The sequence below is a fragment of the Enterococcus caccae ATCC BAA-1240 genome (assembly GCF_000407145.1).
GTDB classification, from domain to species: domain Bacteria; phylum Bacillota; class Bacilli; order Lactobacillales; family Enterococcaceae; genus Enterococcus_L; species Enterococcus_L caccae.
This window is the reverse complement of the sequence record NZ_KE136475.1, coordinates 144,840-163,117: the sequence shown is the minus strand read 5'-3', so window position 1 is coordinate 163,117 and position 18,278 is coordinate 144,840. Positions and strand designations below refer to the sequence as shown.

Here is an 18,278-nt window from a genome sequence, read left to right as displayed (position 1 = left end):
TAAATCATTTTAAAAAAACACACATTATTATCTATTGATATATAGACAAAATAACTTGTTTCAAGTTAAAATAAGAGATAGATTGAAATTTATTTCATTATAATATGAACAAATATAAAAAATAACATAAAAAAAGAAAGTAGTGATATCATGAAAGAAATCCTCTCCTCACGATCCAAACGCCAATTAGAGCTAATGGAACTGTTAGCCGATAACGATTGGATCACATTTTCTGCAGCCTCTGAAACATTGAAAGTACCCGTAAAAACACTAAAATCAGACATTATCGAACTAGAAGCCTTGCTCGCGCCTACTACGATTGAGTCTTCAAAAAAATACGGTATTCGACTCACAGCAAATTTCGACTTTTGTAAAACGAGTATTTATCAAAAATTCATCAAGAATAGTGTTGAATTTCAGCTCATCGAAAAGATTTTCTTACATAATTTTTCCACAATCATTGACCTAGCCGATGACCTTTATACTAGTGTCTCTACAATCAAACGAATCGTTCTTCGTGTTAACCAACTTCTTCAGATAGAAGGTTTTACTATCAATTTAAAAAAAATGCAGCTCATTGGCGATCCACATAGTATTTGTAATTTTATGCAACATTACTTTTATGAAAAGTATGGCGTAGCTGAAAGTATTTTGACGCCGTCACAATTGGTTATTTTGGATCAAATCGGTCTTCAGATTGTTAAACAAGCGATTCCCGATGCATCCGATTATAATTTAGACTTTTCGCTCTTGAATCGATTACGTTTTTATACATATACTGTAATCAACCTTTTAAAACATAATAGTGAAAATCACCTTCATGATATTCCAGAAAAAGAATCTAGCATCCTTAATGATCCCTACGCCTGTGATGAATTTTACAGTCAATTTAAGTTGCCCTTAAACTCAGCGAATCTAAATATGTTTTTCTATTTATTTTTTAGCGATCAATATATAGCTTCTCTGGACACCTTACGCGAACGAATAAAAACAGACCGTAATGCCTATTTAAAATATCAAAAAATCGAGGCTCTTCTATTAGAAATCGAAAAAAAAATGGGTTCTAAATGTGCTAATTTTGACGATATTTTCATACGTCTTTATAATTTAGAATGCCAGATTCATGGACGAACTTATATTTTGCATGATAAAAACAAAGAATTTCTTTCCAGTATAAAAAACTTATACGGGCATTTCCCGATGGAACTGATCCACTCTTTACAAGCTATTTTTTATTCAAGTCCGTATAAAGACTATATGGTCTATGAGTCTATTTCAATTCTATTCACAAATTGGCCACACTTGCTAGATCGTTTAGAGGATTCAACGCCCACGATGAACGCCTGTCTTTTATTTAATTCTGGATTAGACTATATGAATATGCTTTCTGAACGGATCACCTATTACTTACGAGGACGTTTTTCTTGTACACCTCTGCATGTTACTTCTTTAGAGGAATTGGAAAAAGCAGCCTCTGAATATGATTGCATCATCACCAATATTCCTGAAATTTATATCAAGAGTATTCCAATCATCGTTATTCCACTGATTCCTGATGCTAAAAGTTTTGATAAATTGATGTTGGTTTATGAAGATCACTTTGGTAAATAATACGTTTTACAGTCTCTGAACAGAAAGAAGGATGCTGAGACAAAATCGATTAGGTTCGAGGAATTGGAGTAAAAATCGAGCAATACGCTATTCGTATTGCTCGATTTTTGCAAAATTGCCGAAGAACCTAACTTTTGGTCACCGTTTATTACGTTTTAGAGTGCGAATAAGTTGTACAATACCTACTTGGTTCTAAACGCTGGTGGCTTTTAACCCATCCTCTTCTTCTTGATCCGATTTTACTGTCCATTAATTCTTAACATCCACTAGGAACTAGGTACTCTGGTCAAAATTTTTTCATAAATAAGCGTACTCATCAGGTGGAGCATCAATTCAGAATACATTTGTTTCTGACTACTAGGGCTAGCAGTCAGCAGAGAATATGTACTAATCGATTTTAATTTATTTGCGGACATGCTTGTAACAGCAATAATCTTTGTACCGTTTCCCTTTGCCTTGATGATAGCCTCATTAATTTCATCTACTTGGTCAACAGAAGAAAAAATGATGATTACATCTCGCTCCTTACAGATTTCAGGAATACGTTCAATTGTATAGTCATCTGAATAAACATTGACCCAAAGATCATTCAATGTTAGTTTGCGCTTAAAGTCGAACGCTACTTGAAAACTTGGACCTGTCCCAACACAAAAAATCCTTCTTGCGTTAATCAGACAATTACATATTTGATCGATAGTTTGTTCGTCAGCTAATTCCAAAGTCGTTAACGTATCCTTTTTTATGTCCTCTACAACGCGAACAAAATCAGATTCTTCTGGACAATCGCCTCGATTGATTTCTCTTCCACGAACAAACGCCGCTTTCATTTCACTAAATGTTGCATAATTCAGTTTTTTACAAGCTCTAATGACCGTAGCATTTGATACGTATAAAACATCTTTAATATCCTTTAATTTTAACCGTTCAATATCTTTAAATTTTAAAATGAAATCAACAACTTCCCGTTCGGCTTCTGACATTCGCTCATAGTTTGAATTGATATTTTTATAAATATCACTCATAACAAATCAAATCCTCTCTATATCAGCCGCTGTTTTACTCTAAAAATGAACGAACTTGTTTCGTGTATATAGCATTTCCAGCGATATATATCGGAACCTGTCGTTCAATTATAGTGAAAAGCAACGATTGATTCTGTCTCTCCTGAAAAACACATTCAGGTAATAGAGATCGACCTGCTCCTTTTTTTATTAGGTCGATCATCAAGTAAATAGAGTCAACTTCGACAATTTTACATGTCAGCGGATTGATTAAAGATAGCATCATCTTTCTATACGGACATTCCTTATCTCGGCTAATCAGGTAAACCTCCTGGGAACCTAAAGCAGATAGCCAACCAATATCTTCATTGAATAAGATATCATTAGTAAGGGAAGTCATTTTATTCGTAATCAACACATCCAGTTCATTACTTCTATACATTGCTTCTAATTTAACTGCACTATCAATCAGCAGCTCAATTTCTGGCTGATGATTGATGACAGCAGTTAAATTAAAATAACTGGAAGCTATTGTTTGTGTACAACCAATTTTTATCGGTAATTTCTTAAAATGTTTTTGAATTTCATCAACTTGGGTCAAAATTACAGTTGCATACTCTACTAATCTCTCCCCTTCCGGAAGCAGTATAACGCCTCGATTCGTACGTTTAAAAAGTCTAACTGTCAGCTCTTGTTCCAACAGTCTGATCCGTTCAGTCACATTAGACTGAGCATAGCCCATTATCCTTGCGGCTTTTGACATCGAACCTACAGTAGCTACACATTGAAAGATTGCTAAATCATTCAATTCCACCTTACCACCCATTTCTTGCTATCACAATTACTGATAACATATATCATTTTTTCGTATTATGCAATACTTTTTAAAAAGAATATACTGGATTTATCAAGACTAGGAGCTGATTTAAATGAATGCAATGCAATACAAAATAATTTTACCAAATGATTACGATATGTCACTAATTAGGGAGCGTGTAGAAGAAAAAGGTACAAAAACAGATAACTTTGAGGGCTTACTATTTAAAGCTTATCTTATTTCCGTTAAAACAGCAGGCGCTGTCTCCAATTCGTATTCGCCTTTATATGTATGGAAAGATTCTAAAGGGATGAATCAATTTATTTTTGGAGGATTTTACGATAACATCATCCGCGACTTTGGCTGGCAAAATAGCAAAATCGGTGTTCCTTTAACGGTAGATTTATCAACTAATTTTGCTGATTCTGCCTATCTCTTGGAGCAAACCATTTTGATCAATCAACAACTCTCTTTGACTGATGTGCCACAAACATTATTGAACATCCAAAAAACTTTTCCCAAAAATAGCTTAGGAAAACTTATCATCTACAATCCAGACAAATGGCAAGCAATAATTTTTAGTTTTTATGAGAAGAAACCAGTCAAACGTGATGCCGCTCTCTATGAAATACTTCATATTTCTTCTAATGAAGCGTTAAAAGGGGGCAAAGAACCACCTCATTAACATTCCGTATCACGTATGTTTTCTAAATTTTCTATATCTTACTTTTGACACTTGAAACAATATTGTACGTGATCATCTACTATGCCTGTTGCCTGCAGGAAAGCATAAACTGTCGTTGTTCCCAGGAACTTGAATCCTTTTTTCTTCAAATCTTTACTGATTATATCCGACAGATCTGTTGATGCAGGAACTTCTTTGATTTCTTTCCAATAATTTCTAATTGGTTTTCCATCTACATAGGCCCAAATAAATTTGTCAAAACTTCCGTATTCTTCTTGGATCTCCATAAATATTTTCGCATTATTAATGGTTGCATTGATTTTCAGTTTATTTCTAATGATTCCTGGGTCTTCGAGCAAAGAATCGATTTTTTCTTGTGTATAGGCAGCTATTTTTTCATAATCAAACTGATCATATGCACTAGTCAATGTATCTCGCTTTTTAAGAATCGTCGACCAACTTAAACCGGCTTGCATACTTTCTAACACCAACATTTCAAAAAGTTTTTGATCTTTATGTTCTGCAATCCCCCACTCTTCATCATGGTATTTCGCTTCTAATTCATTGCCATTAGCCCAATCACACCGTGTTTTCTCCATTGTCGTCTCCATCCTTTTTCAGTTTACTCAAGAATAACACGAGAACGTACGTTTGTAAACGGGATTACCAAATGAGGTTGCATCTAGGAACGTTCTGTATCTTAAAAGGGACCGAGACACAACTGTTCCAGTTATATCTCAATCCCTTTGATTTTATTTATTCAACTCACTTGCTGCTTCTTCGTCTAAAACAACCGTTAAATTGGGGTGTAACTGTAAGACAGATGCTGGAAATTCTTCTGTAACAGGCCCTTGCAATACATTTCTGACCATTTCAGCCTTTTTCTCACCATTAACAATCAAAATCAACTGTTTTACTCGCATCACACTAACAGGTCCCATTGTTACAAATTCCATTCCTTTTTCCATTTCACCTGGTACAAACCATGGTTCGTCTCCTGACACCTTTACTTTGTAAGTTAAATTCTCAAAGCTTGTCGTTGTCGGCATATTGCCACAAAAGTGCCCATCTCCGCCTAATCCAATCAGCATTGCATCTAATCCACCATCCAACGCTAAGCGTTGATCTTGCTCTGCATAGTTTTCTATGGTTAAAGGATGTATATTGGCTTCATTTATATTAGCCGGATTCAAGTACAATTTACGCAAGTCAGTGATCGTAATTCCTTCTGCTTGATTCGGCACTGGAATTTCATCAAAATTATAATAATGAACATTTGCGTAATTAGGTGAATCTTTGACAATCTCTACCATTTTTTTATACACACCAACAGGAGTATTCCCTGCTGTAATAGATAAGTTGACACGTTTATCTTGGCTCATGTGGCCTAATAAAATATTTTTAGTTGTTTCACTCATTGCTTCAAAGTTTTTTTCGATGATAATTTTCATTTGGTTCACTCCATTTCCTTTTTATAACTCAATTGTATAATGTGGGAACCATCCCATGTCAATGGCTTCCACAAAAAAAGTAAACCGTTTTCTTTTAAGAAACAAAAAAAGCCAACCACAAATACAGGTTGACTTTTACTTATCTAAAGTTTAAGTTGCTACTTATATACAGCCCAGAAATTCATCGCTTCATTCAATAACTCATCTGCTGTAAATTCTTTTTTTGAATGTCCTTTTGTTTCAGAATCGTTAGGGTCATTCACCCAAAATTTCCCGTTATTGGTTCCACTCAGCACCATGATATGACCTGTTTCAGTAAACAAGCCTGGTTTAACAGAAATAATCACAGGATGTTTTTGCTTTAAGTGTTCTTCTACGGCTGTAATATCCGTTACAAGATCCTCAAATTGATACCCTTTTTCCATCGCGAAATCTGAGAAGATTGACCAAGCTGTCCCTTCCCCTTCTACAAAATAATCATTTTTTGACCAGTTAAGAATGTCTTGGGGGGTATACTGTTTATTATCCAGATACGAAGATACCATCGCCAAAGAAAGAATTGCACAACCATTGATTTCTAAGGTATTCCCCTCAGGATTGCCCATGCCATAAGGCGTGGCCTTCCATTTATCGTCTGTTTGTAATAGTAAATTGATTGGCATCCGATTCGCAAATTGATTTTGACTTAATGCTTCATTGATTTTTTCAGTATAGGTTAGCTCTTTGACTTTTTCTGGCTCTTTTGAACTTTCACTTGTCTCAGTCACTTTTACTTCATTAGCTTTTCCGTCATCGAATACAGCTGAAAAACCATGACCAGCTTCCATTGGCGCTATTTTAGCTAAAAGAGCACCCGCAAAAGCTGTACTTACTAGTAATACTATTATATAAAGGTTTGAGTTTTTTTTCTGTTTTTGCTTCATTATTATCTCCCTCTTTTGAGTTGAAAGTATTAGTCGAACGTTTCACTTTCAAACGAATTACATACACGTAATCGGTACTTCTAATATTACTGAAACTAACGAAAAAAGCAAGTAAGAATAATTATATACAATTTGATTACGAACATATTTTCTTGAATTATTCCCCTTTATTAGGTAGAATAGTAGTATCTGATTATTCAGAGTCTGACAGTAACAGTAAATTCGTGAAGGAGGTAGAAGAATGGATAACAACCACAAATCAACAATGAAAAGCATTTCAAAATTGATCAGCCAATCTTCCCAAAGTTTCTTTTCGGCATTTTTAGATGACTCTAAAGATAAGCAGAGTAAAAATAAAGAGCGTGAAGAAATTTTTAAGAAATTACAAGTTGCTTCTGCTCAAAAAAGTCTAGTTGTTCTACAATTAAAAGAAGTGCCGACTTCTCAAAAATTTGAAACAGTATCCGGATGGATTCTTACTAAAAATATAGGCGATTCAATCATGTTACGACTACAAGAAGATAATCAACAAATTCGAATGATTACAGTTGAACATATAAAAAAAGTAAGCACTTTGTCTAAAAATGACAAACGCCTCATTAAATAAGCGCAGCAGTCAGAGAGAAACGATACTATTTCTCTCTGACTGCTTTTTTATAAAAATACAACTCCATCCATGATAAAATGAATAGAAAAGAAATTGGAGGACATCATGTATCACTTGATCAAACAACTTTCAACAGAAAATGAAGGTGAACTCAAAGAGGCACTTACACTTGTTCAAGATGTTTTTCACGAGTTTGAAGCACCAGACTACTCTAATGAAGGGATCGAACATTTTAAGCAGTATATCTCTTTTGATACAATCAAACAGCAAATAGTCGCTCAGGATCTAATCGTCTGGGCCTATTTCGCCAATGGTACCAAAATAACAGGGATGATTGCGTTACGCTTACCAAATCACATATCGTTGCTTTTTGTCGACAAGCGATTTCACAAACAAGGGATTGCTCGTCAGCTTTTGGAAACCGCCTTTACTTATTGTCAAACTGTTCACAACGCTACCCAGGTAACCTTGAATTCTTCCCCTTACGCACTTGATGTGTATAAACATCTTGGATTTGTCCCAACAGACAATCAGCATGTCATTGATGGGATTATTTTTACACCAATGAAAAAAATACTGTAAATCAACTGCACAAGACCTCCCAAACAAGTTATACTATAGTTATAAAGGAATTGCTATTTTCCTATCGGCTAAAATAAGCACATTACGCGAAGCAGGAGGAAAAAATCATGTACCTGAAAATGTATGAGGAGCTAGACCAAACGCTTATTCATAATTACTGCTTATCAGAAAAGAAACTCCGTTATGTCCGTGAACCTAAGATTGCTATTGCTCTAACCAAGAAAGATCCACAACGCCACGCTGTTCTCGTTTTTGAAAACAATCAACTCGTTGCCTTTTTAACTCTTTATGAAGCAAAAGGCAGCAGCCCTTTTTCTACTAATGAAAACAGTATCTTAGTGCAGGACTTTTCCACTGATTACCGACATTTAGGGAAAGGGTACGCTAAACAAGCAACTTATTTATTACCTGCATTCATTCATCAACATTTTCCAGCTATCGATCAACTTATCATCGTCGTTAATGAAGACAATGTCATTACCCAATCATTATGTCGGCAAGCAGGTTTCAAAGATACCGGTAATTGTCTCCCATCTGTTTATGGTTCCCAAGTCTTTTTAGAAATCCCAATTAAAAAAAGCGACTCGGAGGAAAATCAATGCAGTTAAAACTATTAGATACCCTAAACTACGCCATCATAAAATTTCCTATTGAAACACCTATCCCCACTCTATTTCAAGAAATCAAGTCATTCAAAAGCGTTACTTACACACAAGATGAATGCTCGATGGTCGTCCCTTCTGGTGTTCTTGATACCGAACATGCCCTATCTGTCGATGGAGACTGGTTCATTATTCAAATCATCGGTGAACTAGATTTTTCTTTGGTTGGTATTTTGACACAATTAGCCAATCCATTAGCCGAAAATCAGATTTCGATTTTCGCTTTATCCACTTACAACACTGATTACCTTTTAATCAAAAATACAAACAAAGAAAAAGCTATTCAAGTGTTAAAAAAACATGGTCATACTTTCGAATAAAAGAAATCCCCACTAAAAACCTCTTTTATGGGTATTATCTGAACAATCTGGTACAATTAATTAAATAAGAACACGTTTATTAAAAGGAGCCTATCATGAAAAACGAATATGATAACCCTAATTTTTTTGAAGCCTACAGTCAAATGGATCGTTCAAAAAAAGGACTAGACGGTGCTGGTGAATGGCATGAATTGAAAAAACTACTCCCTGATTTCACTGGAAAAACCGTTCTGGATCTCGGCTGCGGCTATGGTTGGCATTGCCGTTATGCAGTTGAACATGGCGCAAAAAAAGTAATCGGAATTGATCTTTCTGAGCGAATGATCGAAAAAGCCAAAGAAATGACAGATTCTTCAAAAATCACTTATCATTTAATGGGAATGAATGACATTGATAAGTTAGAGGAAACATTTGATATCGTGATTAGTTCTTTAGCACTCCACTATGTTCCTTCATTTGATGAAATGGCTAAAAAAGTCAATCATCGCCTGAATCCTGACGGCGCTTTTGTCTTTTCTGCAGAACATCCGATTTTTACAGCGCAAGGAACAGAAGACTGGGTTTATGATACAGAAGGACACCCACTTTATTGGCCTGTCGATCATTATTTTGATGAAAGTATTCGTGAAACAACTTTTTTAGGCGAAACGGTATTGAAATATCACAAAACACTGACCACTTATTTAGATGGACTATTAACAAACGGCTTTCAAATCACTCGTTTAGTTGAACCCATGCCTGCTCCTGAAATGCTCGAAGCAAGTGCTCAAATGCGTGATGAGTTACGGAGGCCTATGATGTTATTGGTTTCTGCTAAAAAAAATAAATAGGGTAAGAACTTTTCTTAAATGCTGAAAAAGGTGGAATATAGATGCACGATTTAGCTCAAAATATCATGAATAATTTGATTCCGTTTTTTGATTTATTTATTTTAGCATTAAATATTTTTTCAATCGTAGTCTTAATCTGGGGCGTGATCATGGCAGGTATTGATTTTCTAAAAAGTGAACGAACAGATCGAAATCGGGTCGTGATGGCACGCCAAAACAATTTTATAAAAAGTTTTCTAGGCAGCTACATTCTACTTAGTTTAGAAATACTGATTGCTGCAGATATTATTGAATCGATCATCAAACCAACTTTCCAAGACATTTTAAAATTAGCAATCCTAGTGGTCATCCGAACCGTGATTTCTTACTTCTTGCATAAAGAAATTGAAGATGCTTTAAAAGACAAAGAAAATGAAACCGAAGAAAAAAAGAAACTTTGACAACAGTCGTTTAGACCCAAGCAATTGACTAAACAAACGAGCTTAGGACAGAAGTGTTTAGCTTATTTCCAAAGGATCTCCTTTTTCTCACTGTTTATTCGTATTGAGAGAGCGGGGAGGATTGCTACTGCTTCCACCGTTTATTCGCATTTAGGGTGTGAAACAAAAGTGATTTTTACTTTTGTTCCACACCCCTTGCTCTCCTCTCTTTTTATCCTAACCTTTGAACAGCTAATTGATGTGTATACTTAATTTGTAAAATCGTTGCACACATCAACGTTGCCCCAATAACTGGGAATAATGAACCGACCCACGTGCTGAATATCACCGTAACACCAACAATCAAGATAGCGCTCAACATCAATTGCCAAAGCTTCTTTTGAAGCAACCATTGATTTTCTTTCAGCAAATAATGCGTACCGAAAATAACACATCCACTCACGACATAAACCATTTCTGACTCCTCCTTTGCTCCCTTTAAATCCCCTCACTTACCGCAGCAGAGTCTTCTTGTTCAGCCTGTTGTTCCTGCTCTACTTGGATTTTTTCAAACATTTTAAAGAATGGATAATAAATTGCTAATGACACGGCAAAACAAACAAAAACCATTACACAAGCCACCCAATTCCAATTCGAGGTAATCAACGCTCCTAATGGGGCTGGAATCGAAAATGGCGGCTTAACCATCATTTTAGGCATCCAGCCTAAGGTTGTTACAATGTAAACTAAAATTGTATTAACGATCGGAACAGTGATAAATGGGATCGCAAGTAACGGATTCATTACGATCGGGGTTCCAAAAATAACAGGCTCATTAATATTGAAAATCCCTGGCAAAATCGATAATTTCCCTAACTGCTTCAAATATTTTGATTTAGAAAATAAAAATAAGAAAACAAGTGCTAACGTTGCGCCAGTCCCCCCCATTTGGGCATACCATTGATAAAATTGTTCTGTAAAAATATTGGGCAACTGAAATGCGCTCGTTCCATTTTGAAACAATTCCGCATTTTCTATAATCGCCTGATCCCAAAATGGACGAATGATGGGTCCTAAAACAGCATGTCCATGAATCCCCAAAGCCCAGAACAAACAAATCATGAATTGGGTAATAATACCACCAAAAATATTATTTCCTGTTAAAAATACCTTCAAAGGGGAAATAGCCAAGCTTAATAAATCATTTAAATTGAAATTAAAGAAGTGACGAGGAATCCAGAAAACCAAGATCACTAACAATGTCGGCAATAACGCAGCAAATGATTCCCCTACAACAGGCGGAACGCCTTCTGGCATTTTGATTTCCAACTTTTTCTCTTTTGTAAAACGATAAATCTCAACTGAAATCAACGCGGCTACGATTGCACCAAACAAGCCTTGTGACCCAAGTGGCGTGATTGGAATATAGCGACCACTTGCCACTGCATTTCCTGCAGTATCCATACCTTCTTGAAGATTGATCGGCATAACCATCAAAAGCGTTGCTAGCATCGAAAGAAAACCACTGGTAATTTTATCTAATTTATACGTATTACCGAGAAACGAGCCAATTGTAAAAGCAGCATATAGCGACATCAATCCGACAGTAAACCGAAACGGAACATCTAATGCGGCTAAGTATGGCGCGATCATCTCAGAGTACCCAGGAATCGGTAAATTTAGCAGAATTGTAAAAAATGAGCCGACAATCGTCAATGGTAAAATCGAAATCAACCCATTTCTGATTGCTTGTAAATGTCGCTGATTGCCGATCGCATTTGCGATCGGTAATAGTTTCATCGCTAAACTATCGAGCGTTTTCATCATAAGAATCACTTTTCCTTTCTTTAATCAAACCCGTTATTTTCAACCGTCTCTTTAAACCATAAACCAGATTTCTTGACTGTCTTTTCCCCAGTTGCAAGATCCAATCTATAAAAACCATAACGATTTTTATAAGCATTGCCCCAAGACCAACAATCCACAAATGTCCACATATGATACCCTAAACAATTACTCCCTTCTTTCATCGCTTGATTTAAATACGTTAGATGCTCTTTCAAAAAATCGATTCGATAATCATCTTGCACTATTCCTTCTTCGATGAAGGCCTCTTCTCCTTCGATCCCAATGCCATTCTCAGAAACAAACCAATCGATATTGTCATATTCTACCTGAATCTTTTTCGCAATATCATAAATACCTCTAGGATAAATCTCAATTCCACGAGATGTATTCATTCGTCTACCTGGCATAACATACTCATCAAAGAACCATTCTGGAGAGAATACACCCTTGGGATTCGGCACACCTTCTTTCGCTTTTACTCTACGAGGACGATAATAATTAATACCTAGTAGATCAATCTTTGTAGCAGCAATCAACGCTAAGTCTGCTACTGTTACTTCTGGTAATTGATCATATTCTTCTAAAACTTCCTTTAAACGAGTTGGGTATTTTCCCTTCAAAATCGCATCATTGACACTCTTTGTATAAAATAAATCCGCCATTTCAGCCGCATCTAAATCTGCTGGATTTTGACTGCGAGGATAAACTGGTATTACATCCATAATGATTCCGATTTTTCCTGCTAGTTTCATTTCACGATATACCTTGACAGCTTCACAATGCGCTAAAATGATATTGTGTAAAACCATTGCAGCTCGTTTAAAATCGACCACATACGGATAATGACGATCATGCAGATAACCAGCTTCTGCTGGAATCATCGGTTCATTGAAAGTAAACCAATACGTCACTCGATCACCAAATAGTTCAAAACAAGTTTTAGCATATTGCTTATACGCCTCAATCACTTCTTTGTTCTCAAACCCGCCTTTTTTTTGAAGCGGCATCGGCATATCAAAATGATACAAATTAATAAATGGTTCTACCCCTTTGGCAATCATTTCATTAATTATATTATTATAAAATATTACCGCTTCAGGATTAACGGCCCCCGTTCCATTAGGTATCAAACGTGACCACGAAATGGATGTGCGGAATGAGTTAAAAGAAATATCCTGCATTTTTTGAATATCCTGTTGATAGTCGCGATAAAAATAGGAGGTATCTTCGGTCGTAACACCTTCATAAAAACGATGGTTGTACTCTTTGGAAGCATAATCCCAAATATTTTCTCCTTTTCCGTCTGTTAATTGTCTTCCTTCTGATTGTGTAGCACTTGATGCAGCTCCCCAAAAAAATGGTTTTGGAAATTCTATCTTCATTTGCGCTCTCCTCCAATTTTATTTTACGTTGGATTATTAAATCATTTTAATTCACTTGCAGATTGCGCTTTCACAACCTATAATTGGAGTATAGCATTGATTATAATGTTTGTTATACGCTTTCATTCCTTTGTGATAAGTGACATCTTTTGTCATTTTTCACAATTTTGACACAGTCTGTAACCATAAGGAGGACATTATGCTTTTTTTAGATTATATTCCTGATTTGAATCCTTTAGAGTACGAAATTTATCATTATATCGCTAATAACTTAAAGACTGTTACGTACATGCGTATTAGAGACTTAGCCGATGAAACTCATACGAGCACAGCTAGCATTTTACGATTTTGTCATAAGTTTGAATGCAACGGATTTTCTGAATTCAAAGTAAAACTACAATTATACTACGAATCGATCAACCAAGCCCAAATCGCCGATGTTGATGAAACACAACATATTCATTTTTTAGAACGTGTGAATGAACCCTTTCTTGATCAAAAGATTGGACAAGCTGTATCCTTGTTGGCTGATAAGGGCTTAGTGCTGTTCTTAGGTTCTGGTTCTTCTGAACCAATTGCCGCTTACGGTTCACTTTATTTTACGAATTTATCACAGACTGCACTGCGTATTGAAGATCCGTCTAACTATCCGATCGAGTGGTTTCCAGATAATATACTGGCACAAACTTGTGTGATTGCATTATCTGTTACCGGAGAAACAAAAGAAATTATTCATTATATTAAACGCTTAAATACAAAAAAATGTTCGATTATTTCGATCACAAACAGCGATAGCTCAACTATCAGTAGAATGTCTGATTTGAACATTCCTTATACCATAAATCGAGAGACTATTTATAAAACCAGCGACAATCATGACAAAACAATTGAACTAACCTCTCAGCTACCAGCTCTTTTTCTCATTGAAAAAATCGCTAAACGCTTGAGACTACAAAAAAACATCTAAACAGGCTCAAAAAAAAACAAGCAAAAGTTTTTTACGCTTCTGCTTGTTTGTTTTTATTTTATTAAGCTTGTCTTGGTAACTCAGTAAAACCAAATTCATCTTCTTGCATCAAGCGCCAAGTTCGTTTTGCCGTGTTATAAATCAAAATTGCAATGACTGGCTCTTTTTGATAGGCAAAATTTTTGGTTTTCCACAAAGAATCTTCTACCACATGAATTGGAATATGATATTCTTTTCCTTTAACATCCATTTGATCGAAACAGAACACAACACCTTCTTGTAAAATCGGCTTCATTTCTTTCAATAGTTCACTATCCAACTTCTCAACTGAAACGCCTCGCTTAAAGAATGTCTTCCGATCGTTGACTTTCTCCAAAATCACTCGAGTGATCTTATCTGCCAAAATCCGATAAAACTCATCGATATAACGATAATAGACTCGCGTCATATGATCGACAAATTCAAAAAAGACGAAATCGTTTTGTAATTTGTAAAAGAACGGTGAATGCAGGCTTGTTTTCATATGACCAAAATAAAGCAACTCTGAAATTTCCATCGGCGTTAATTCTTTAAGCATCGTAACATCCGAAAAATCGATCCATTTGATTTCTTCGTTCATTTTACGGCGATGAACCGTAGAAAAGTATTGATCGACATTCTCTTGACCACGAATGATCTTTAATCCGCTGTGCATATCATACTCACCTTCTTCAGCTGAAGGGTTTAGTAACAGCAGGTTCTTAGGGTGATGAACAATGGAACGCGTAAAATCCGTATGTGTGATCCCTTTTGACAATACTGCATTACTCGTCATATCAATATGTACATAAATCAATTCCAACATTTGTTCCATCACCCCCGTCAATTGCCTTCTCTTACATTCTACAATATTTCGTAAAGAAAAGCTTGTGTCTTTTATTTTAAGATTCAGTTACAAAGAGTTAAAAAGTGCCCACTTTCTATAGTGGATATACAAAAAATATGCAAGAGATATATTTTTAAGCCATTTTTGATAGAACCATTAAAAAACCAACAAATAACATCAAAATAATAAACGCTATAATATCATCTTAAAGAGAAATATCAAGATATTTTAATATTTCCATTGATATCTGTTCATGTATAGCTACCAAATCAGCACATCTCTAGCTGAATACTGCTCTTGATCTTATCACTTGTTCTGTATCATATTTCAGCCGATATCATCTGAAGGTTATCCAATCGATACCAGTTGTCCTCGTCTGAATCATTCAAGCTCTGTTTTGATAATTTTAAGGCGTGCGCTAGCTGCTTATCGTCAGGTGAAAACTTAAATTTCCACCCCATAAACTTACCTTTCTTTTTAGCAATCTCTATGCCTTGCGCTTGCCGTTCCCTCTAACGTTGTTCGTTTTTGCAGAATTCTCTCCATAATCTCTGTTATATTCTTGTTATTTCTTCCTAAGCTGTCTAATTCTATTACAACGACAATACTACTAGCTCAGCTATAATCAAACATCACTTTTAACTGACCATTTTTCATATGATCGTCTTTCAGCGCATAAAAATGGCATCTGGATCTGTTCTAGAATAGCTTTTTCGTTGCCCTAGAACCTGTTTATGTTTTTAACAAGCGAGTTTTCTTTAAAGTTATGAAATAACTTTCTAATTTTTTCGGGACTTTTCGCTTCGAATGAGTATTTTTTCTCATGTTACCGCCTTCTACCTGTTCGATTTTTCTGTAAACTTGTTTACCACTTGTGTAATTTTTCTTCAATCTGACCTGATTCGGCTACAGTGAACTCCTTACAGACTCCTACTTAATTTCAGAAATAATTGTATTTTCACTAGTTCATCATAAAAAAATTTGATTTTTCAGTAAGCCTTTTATCAAAATTATCAATGGATTTTCTCCGAACAAAGGTATATTTATTTGCGTTAGCTTCAATCTTTCGACCAGAAAACACAAATTGTGTGTAGGCACGCAAAATCATCATCATCATCATTTTTGGATGATAGAAAGATGGACCCACTTGATGGTCGGAAGGAAGAGAACGTTCCTCAGGAATACTTTCAACTGATTGGTCAACGAAAAACGTAAGATCATTTTTTTCAACTGAAAACTAAAATCTAGAAGAAGACCGCCTTGATTTGTGTTCTTATTTTATACAAAAAAATAATCCAGATGCCAATCAAGTTGACTGGTATCTGGATTTTACTTACGTCCCAAGCTCATGTAGCCAGTTTAAGACGATAGCTTAGTTTATCAATTAAAGTTCTTAAAGACGGTTTCCCAGTCCAACTTTAAGCTAACAATTTTTATTTATGTCATTTTTGGGCAATTATTCGATTTTTTTACCTCTTTAGAATGCACTTTAAAAGGAAAAATTACAACTGTTTTTCATTTTTAATCGCCCTTGGTATATTACTTCTCTTTATATTCTCTATAGAAACTTATTAAAAGTAATATTGTGTATATCACTAAAATTATAACCATAAATTTTTGATTTAGACTTTTTTGAGTTATTGAAAGATAACAAAACCACAAAATAAAAATGTATACTAATGGGCTTTTTAAAACTGCTAATAATTTTTTCATTATGATCTCCTTTCTGTCTTGTTCTTGTATAAATTATAATATCTTCCTTTTTTTGAAATCAACTCATTATGAGAACCTTGCTCTACAATTTTTCCAGACTCCAAATAGTATATACAGTTTGAATTAATAACTGTTTCTAATCGGTGAGCTATTTTTATTATTGTACAGTTCATACCTTTTAAATTATTTTCTATTTTTGCTTCTGTTATGTTGTCTAATGAACTAGTAGCTTCATCTAAAATTAATATCTTAGGATTATGCAGTAGCGATCTAGCTATCGATATTCTCTGCTTCTGTCCCCCAGAAATGTTATCTCCTATCTCAGAAATTATACTATTAAACTGCAGCGGCATTTTCATAATTTCATCATATATTTCTGCTCTTTTACAAGCTGATATTATTGCTTGATCATCAATATCCGTAGTTCCAACCAATAAATTTTCTTTAATTGTTTTATTTGATAACATATTTTCTTGAGGGACAATACTTATTAGATGTTTAATAGCTTCTATTCGAAAACCATCAACTTGGATATTACCATCAGTAGGCTCATATAGTCCAACTAATAGTTTTACTAACGTACTTTTACCACATCCCGTAGAGCCTACAAAAGAAATAGTCTCTCCTCTCAAAATATTCAAGTTTATATTTTGAAGAACATTTTTTGAGTTAACTGAATACTTAAAGCTCACATTTGAAAAAGAAATTTCTTCAAAACTACTTTTTAGGGTATTCTCCTGTGTACTTAAAATATTTTCTGAATGTTCATCAAAAATATCTGAAATTCGTTCTAACGAAACTTTTATAACACCTAGACTCGAATACGTTTGAAAAAGTGAAATAGATGACGACAAAATCATTCCCGGAGGTTTAGACTCATCATTATCTAATCGATATATCACCATTCTATTATCTATAATATATATAATACATCTCTAAAAGTCAACGTTATTTTCGTAATAACTATACTTAAAAAAATAAGCTAGATTTAATGACACTTTTAGGAATTTGCTAATTAATCGATAGTATTTATTCTAACCAAAATTAAAGTCTATTTATTAAAATACTATGTTAAAAATATAAGAATTAGAAATGTAAAATATTTATTCTTTGAATTTCAATAAAAAAAATTACGTTTTTATTAATATATCCTATCTATATAAGTAAGCAAACAGATATCTATTTTACAAAAGAAAGGAGGAAACGCAGTGGAAAGAAAGCCTTGGTATTGGTGGTTAATATGTGGAATCATGTAAAATTACAATTTTTTAAGGAGTTCTAATATGAGAAGGGGATGTTTGCTATAAACTATATGTGATGGCTATTCGATGGTGGCACTTCAAATGGATATGCTTTTGCAGGTAAAAGTTAATTATATTAATTCTGACTAAAAATATTTATAAATAAAACATGTTATTTAATCCTACAGTAGACAAATTCTCGTTTAACCAAAGCAGCACCCTTATCAACCGATAAAGGTGCTCTCTTTGTGAATTTAACTTGGTCTGTTTTTATACCTACTGAAAAACTGAAAACACTCCCTTTTACATTCTAAACATTTCACTCTTCGTTATTTTAATCTATTTCCTACGTGT

At 34.7% G+C, this 18,278-nt stretch carries 19 protein-coding genes; 9 read left to right on the top strand and 10 right to left on the bottom strand.

The features are described from left to right. Positions 1-150: 150 nt before the first annotated feature. Positions 151-1,611, top strand: coding sequence for an AcpB/EbpR/MafR family transcriptional regulator (locus tag I580_RS13595; RefSeq protein WP_010772089.1), 1,461 nt, complete (start codon positions 151-153; stop codon positions 1,609-1,611). A gap of 266 nt (positions 1,612-1,877) precedes the next feature. Here the strand turns inward: I580_RS13595 and I580_RS13590 are convergent, their stop codons facing one another. After that, positions 1,878-2,633 (bottom strand): MurR/RpiR family transcriptional regulator, encoded by a 756-nt coding sequence (locus tag I580_RS13590; RefSeq protein WP_010772088.1) that lies wholly within the window; start codon positions 2,631-2,633, stop codon positions 1,878-1,880. Between the two features lie 34 nt (positions 2,634-2,667). Then, positions 2,668-3,426 (bottom strand): LysR family transcriptional regulator, encoded by a 759-nt coding sequence (locus I580_RS13585; protein WP_143141694.1) that lies wholly within the window; start codon positions 3,424-3,426, stop codon positions 2,668-2,670. A 115-nt stretch (positions 3,427-3,541) separates the two neighbouring features. Here I580_RS13585 and I580_RS13580 point away from each other — a divergent pair, with 115 nt between their 5' ends. Continuing rightward, complete coding sequence (locus tag I580_RS13580) at positions 3,542-4,114, top strand: DUF4865 family protein (protein ID WP_010772086.1); 573 nt, start codon at positions 3,542-3,544, stop codon at positions 4,112-4,114. A gap of 38 nt (positions 4,115-4,152) precedes the next feature. On the opposite strand, the gene I580_RS13575 is transcribed toward I580_RS13580, so the two are convergent. The 3 genes from I580_RS13575 to I580_RS13565 all read right to left on the bottom strand — a co-directional run bounded on the left by I580_RS13575 (position 4,153) and on the right by I580_RS13565 (position 6,488). After that, positions 4,153-4,713: a DNA-3-methyladenine glycosylase I gene (locus I580_RS13575; protein ID WP_010772085.1), complete on the bottom strand. Its 561-nt coding sequence runs from the start codon at positions 4,711-4,713 to the stop codon at positions 4,153-4,155. A gap of 153 nt (positions 4,714-4,866) precedes the next feature. Beyond that, positions 4,867-5,565: a glucosamine-6-phosphate deaminase gene (locus tag I580_RS13570; RefSeq protein WP_010772084.1), complete on the bottom strand. Its 699-nt coding sequence runs from the start codon at positions 5,563-5,565 to the stop codon at positions 4,867-4,869. 158 nt (positions 5,566-5,723) lie between these two features. After that, positions 5,724-6,488: a C39 family peptidase gene (locus I580_RS13565; protein WP_010772083.1), complete on the bottom strand. Its 765-nt coding sequence runs from the start codon at positions 6,486-6,488 to the stop codon at positions 5,724-5,726. Between the two features lie 241 nt (positions 6,489-6,729). Between I580_RS13565 and I580_RS13560 the strand changes: the two genes are divergently transcribed. The 6 genes from I580_RS13560 (at position 6,730) to I580_RS13535 (ending at position 9,929) form a co-directional block, all read left to right on the top strand. Next, positions 6,730-7,095, top strand: coding sequence for a hypothetical protein (locus I580_RS13560; protein ID WP_010772082.1), 366 nt, complete (start codon positions 6,730-6,732; stop codon positions 7,093-7,095). Between the two features lie 105 nt (positions 7,096-7,200). Further along, entirely contained in the window at positions 7,201-7,677 is a 477-nt protein-coding gene (locus I580_RS13555) for a GNAT family N-acetyltransferase (RefSeq protein ID WP_010772081.1), read from the top strand. 107 nt (positions 7,678-7,784) lie between these two features. Next, complete coding sequence (locus tag I580_RS13550; protein ID WP_010772080.1) at positions 7,785-8,285, top strand: GNAT family N-acetyltransferase; 501 nt, start codon at positions 7,785-7,787, stop codon at positions 8,283-8,285. Continuing rightward, positions 8,276-8,659: an ACT domain-containing protein gene (locus I580_RS13545; RefSeq protein ID WP_010772079.1), complete on the top strand. Its 384-nt coding sequence runs from the start codon at positions 8,276-8,278 to the stop codon at positions 8,657-8,659. The genes I580_RS13550 and I580_RS13545 overlap by 10 nt, the downstream gene beginning before the upstream one ends. A 95-nt stretch (positions 8,660-8,754) precedes the next feature. Further along, complete coding sequence (locus I580_RS13540; RefSeq protein ID WP_010772078.1) at positions 8,755-9,489, top strand: class I SAM-dependent methyltransferase; 735 nt, start codon at positions 8,755-8,757, stop codon at positions 9,487-9,489. 41 nt (positions 9,490-9,530) lie between these two features. Next, entirely contained in the window at positions 9,531-9,929 is a 399-nt protein-coding gene (locus I580_RS13535; protein ID WP_010772077.1) for a DUF1622 domain-containing protein, read from the top strand. 211 nt (positions 9,930-10,140) lie between these two features. Here I580_RS13535 and I580_RS13530 read toward each other — a convergent pair whose 3' ends face one another. From I580_RS13530 to I580_RS13520, 3 genes are read right to left on the bottom strand one after another with little or no spacing between them, the layout of a single operon-like run. Next, positions 10,141-10,383 (bottom strand): hypothetical protein, encoded by a 243-nt coding sequence (locus I580_RS13530; RefSeq protein ID WP_010772076.1) that lies wholly within the window; start codon positions 10,381-10,383, stop codon positions 10,141-10,143. A 23-nt stretch (positions 10,384-10,406) separates the two neighbouring features. Further along, positions 10,407-11,732, bottom strand: a complete 1,326-nt coding sequence (locus I580_RS13525; protein ID WP_034860318.1) for a PTS sugar transporter subunit IIC — start codon at positions 11,730-11,732, stop codon at positions 10,407-10,409. 23 nt (positions 11,733-11,755) lie between these two features. Continuing rightward, positions 11,756-13,138: a glycoside hydrolase family 1 protein gene (locus tag I580_RS13520; protein ID WP_010772074.1), complete on the bottom strand. Its 1,383-nt coding sequence runs from the start codon at positions 13,136-13,138 to the stop codon at positions 11,756-11,758. A 199-nt stretch (positions 13,139-13,337) separates the two neighbouring features. Between I580_RS13520 and I580_RS13515 the strand changes: the two genes are divergently transcribed. Then, entirely contained in the window at positions 13,338-14,105 is a 768-nt protein-coding gene (locus tag I580_RS13515) for a MurR/RpiR family transcriptional regulator (protein ID WP_010772073.1), read from the top strand. Between the two features lie 61 nt (positions 14,106-14,166). Here I580_RS13515 and I580_RS13510 read toward each other — a convergent pair whose 3' ends face one another. Together I580_RS13510 and I580_RS13500 are read right to left on the bottom strand one after the other, a co-directional pair. Next, complete coding sequence (locus tag I580_RS13510; protein WP_034860317.1) at positions 14,167-14,949, bottom strand: hypothetical protein; 783 nt, start codon at positions 14,947-14,949, stop codon at positions 14,167-14,169. Between the two features lie 1,733 nt (positions 14,950-16,682). Beyond that, positions 16,683-17,588 (bottom strand): ATP-binding cassette domain-containing protein, encoded by a 906-nt coding sequence (locus I580_RS13500; protein WP_010772070.1) that lies wholly within the window; start codon positions 17,586-17,588, stop codon positions 16,683-16,685. Positions 17,589-18,278 lie beyond the last annotated feature (690 nt).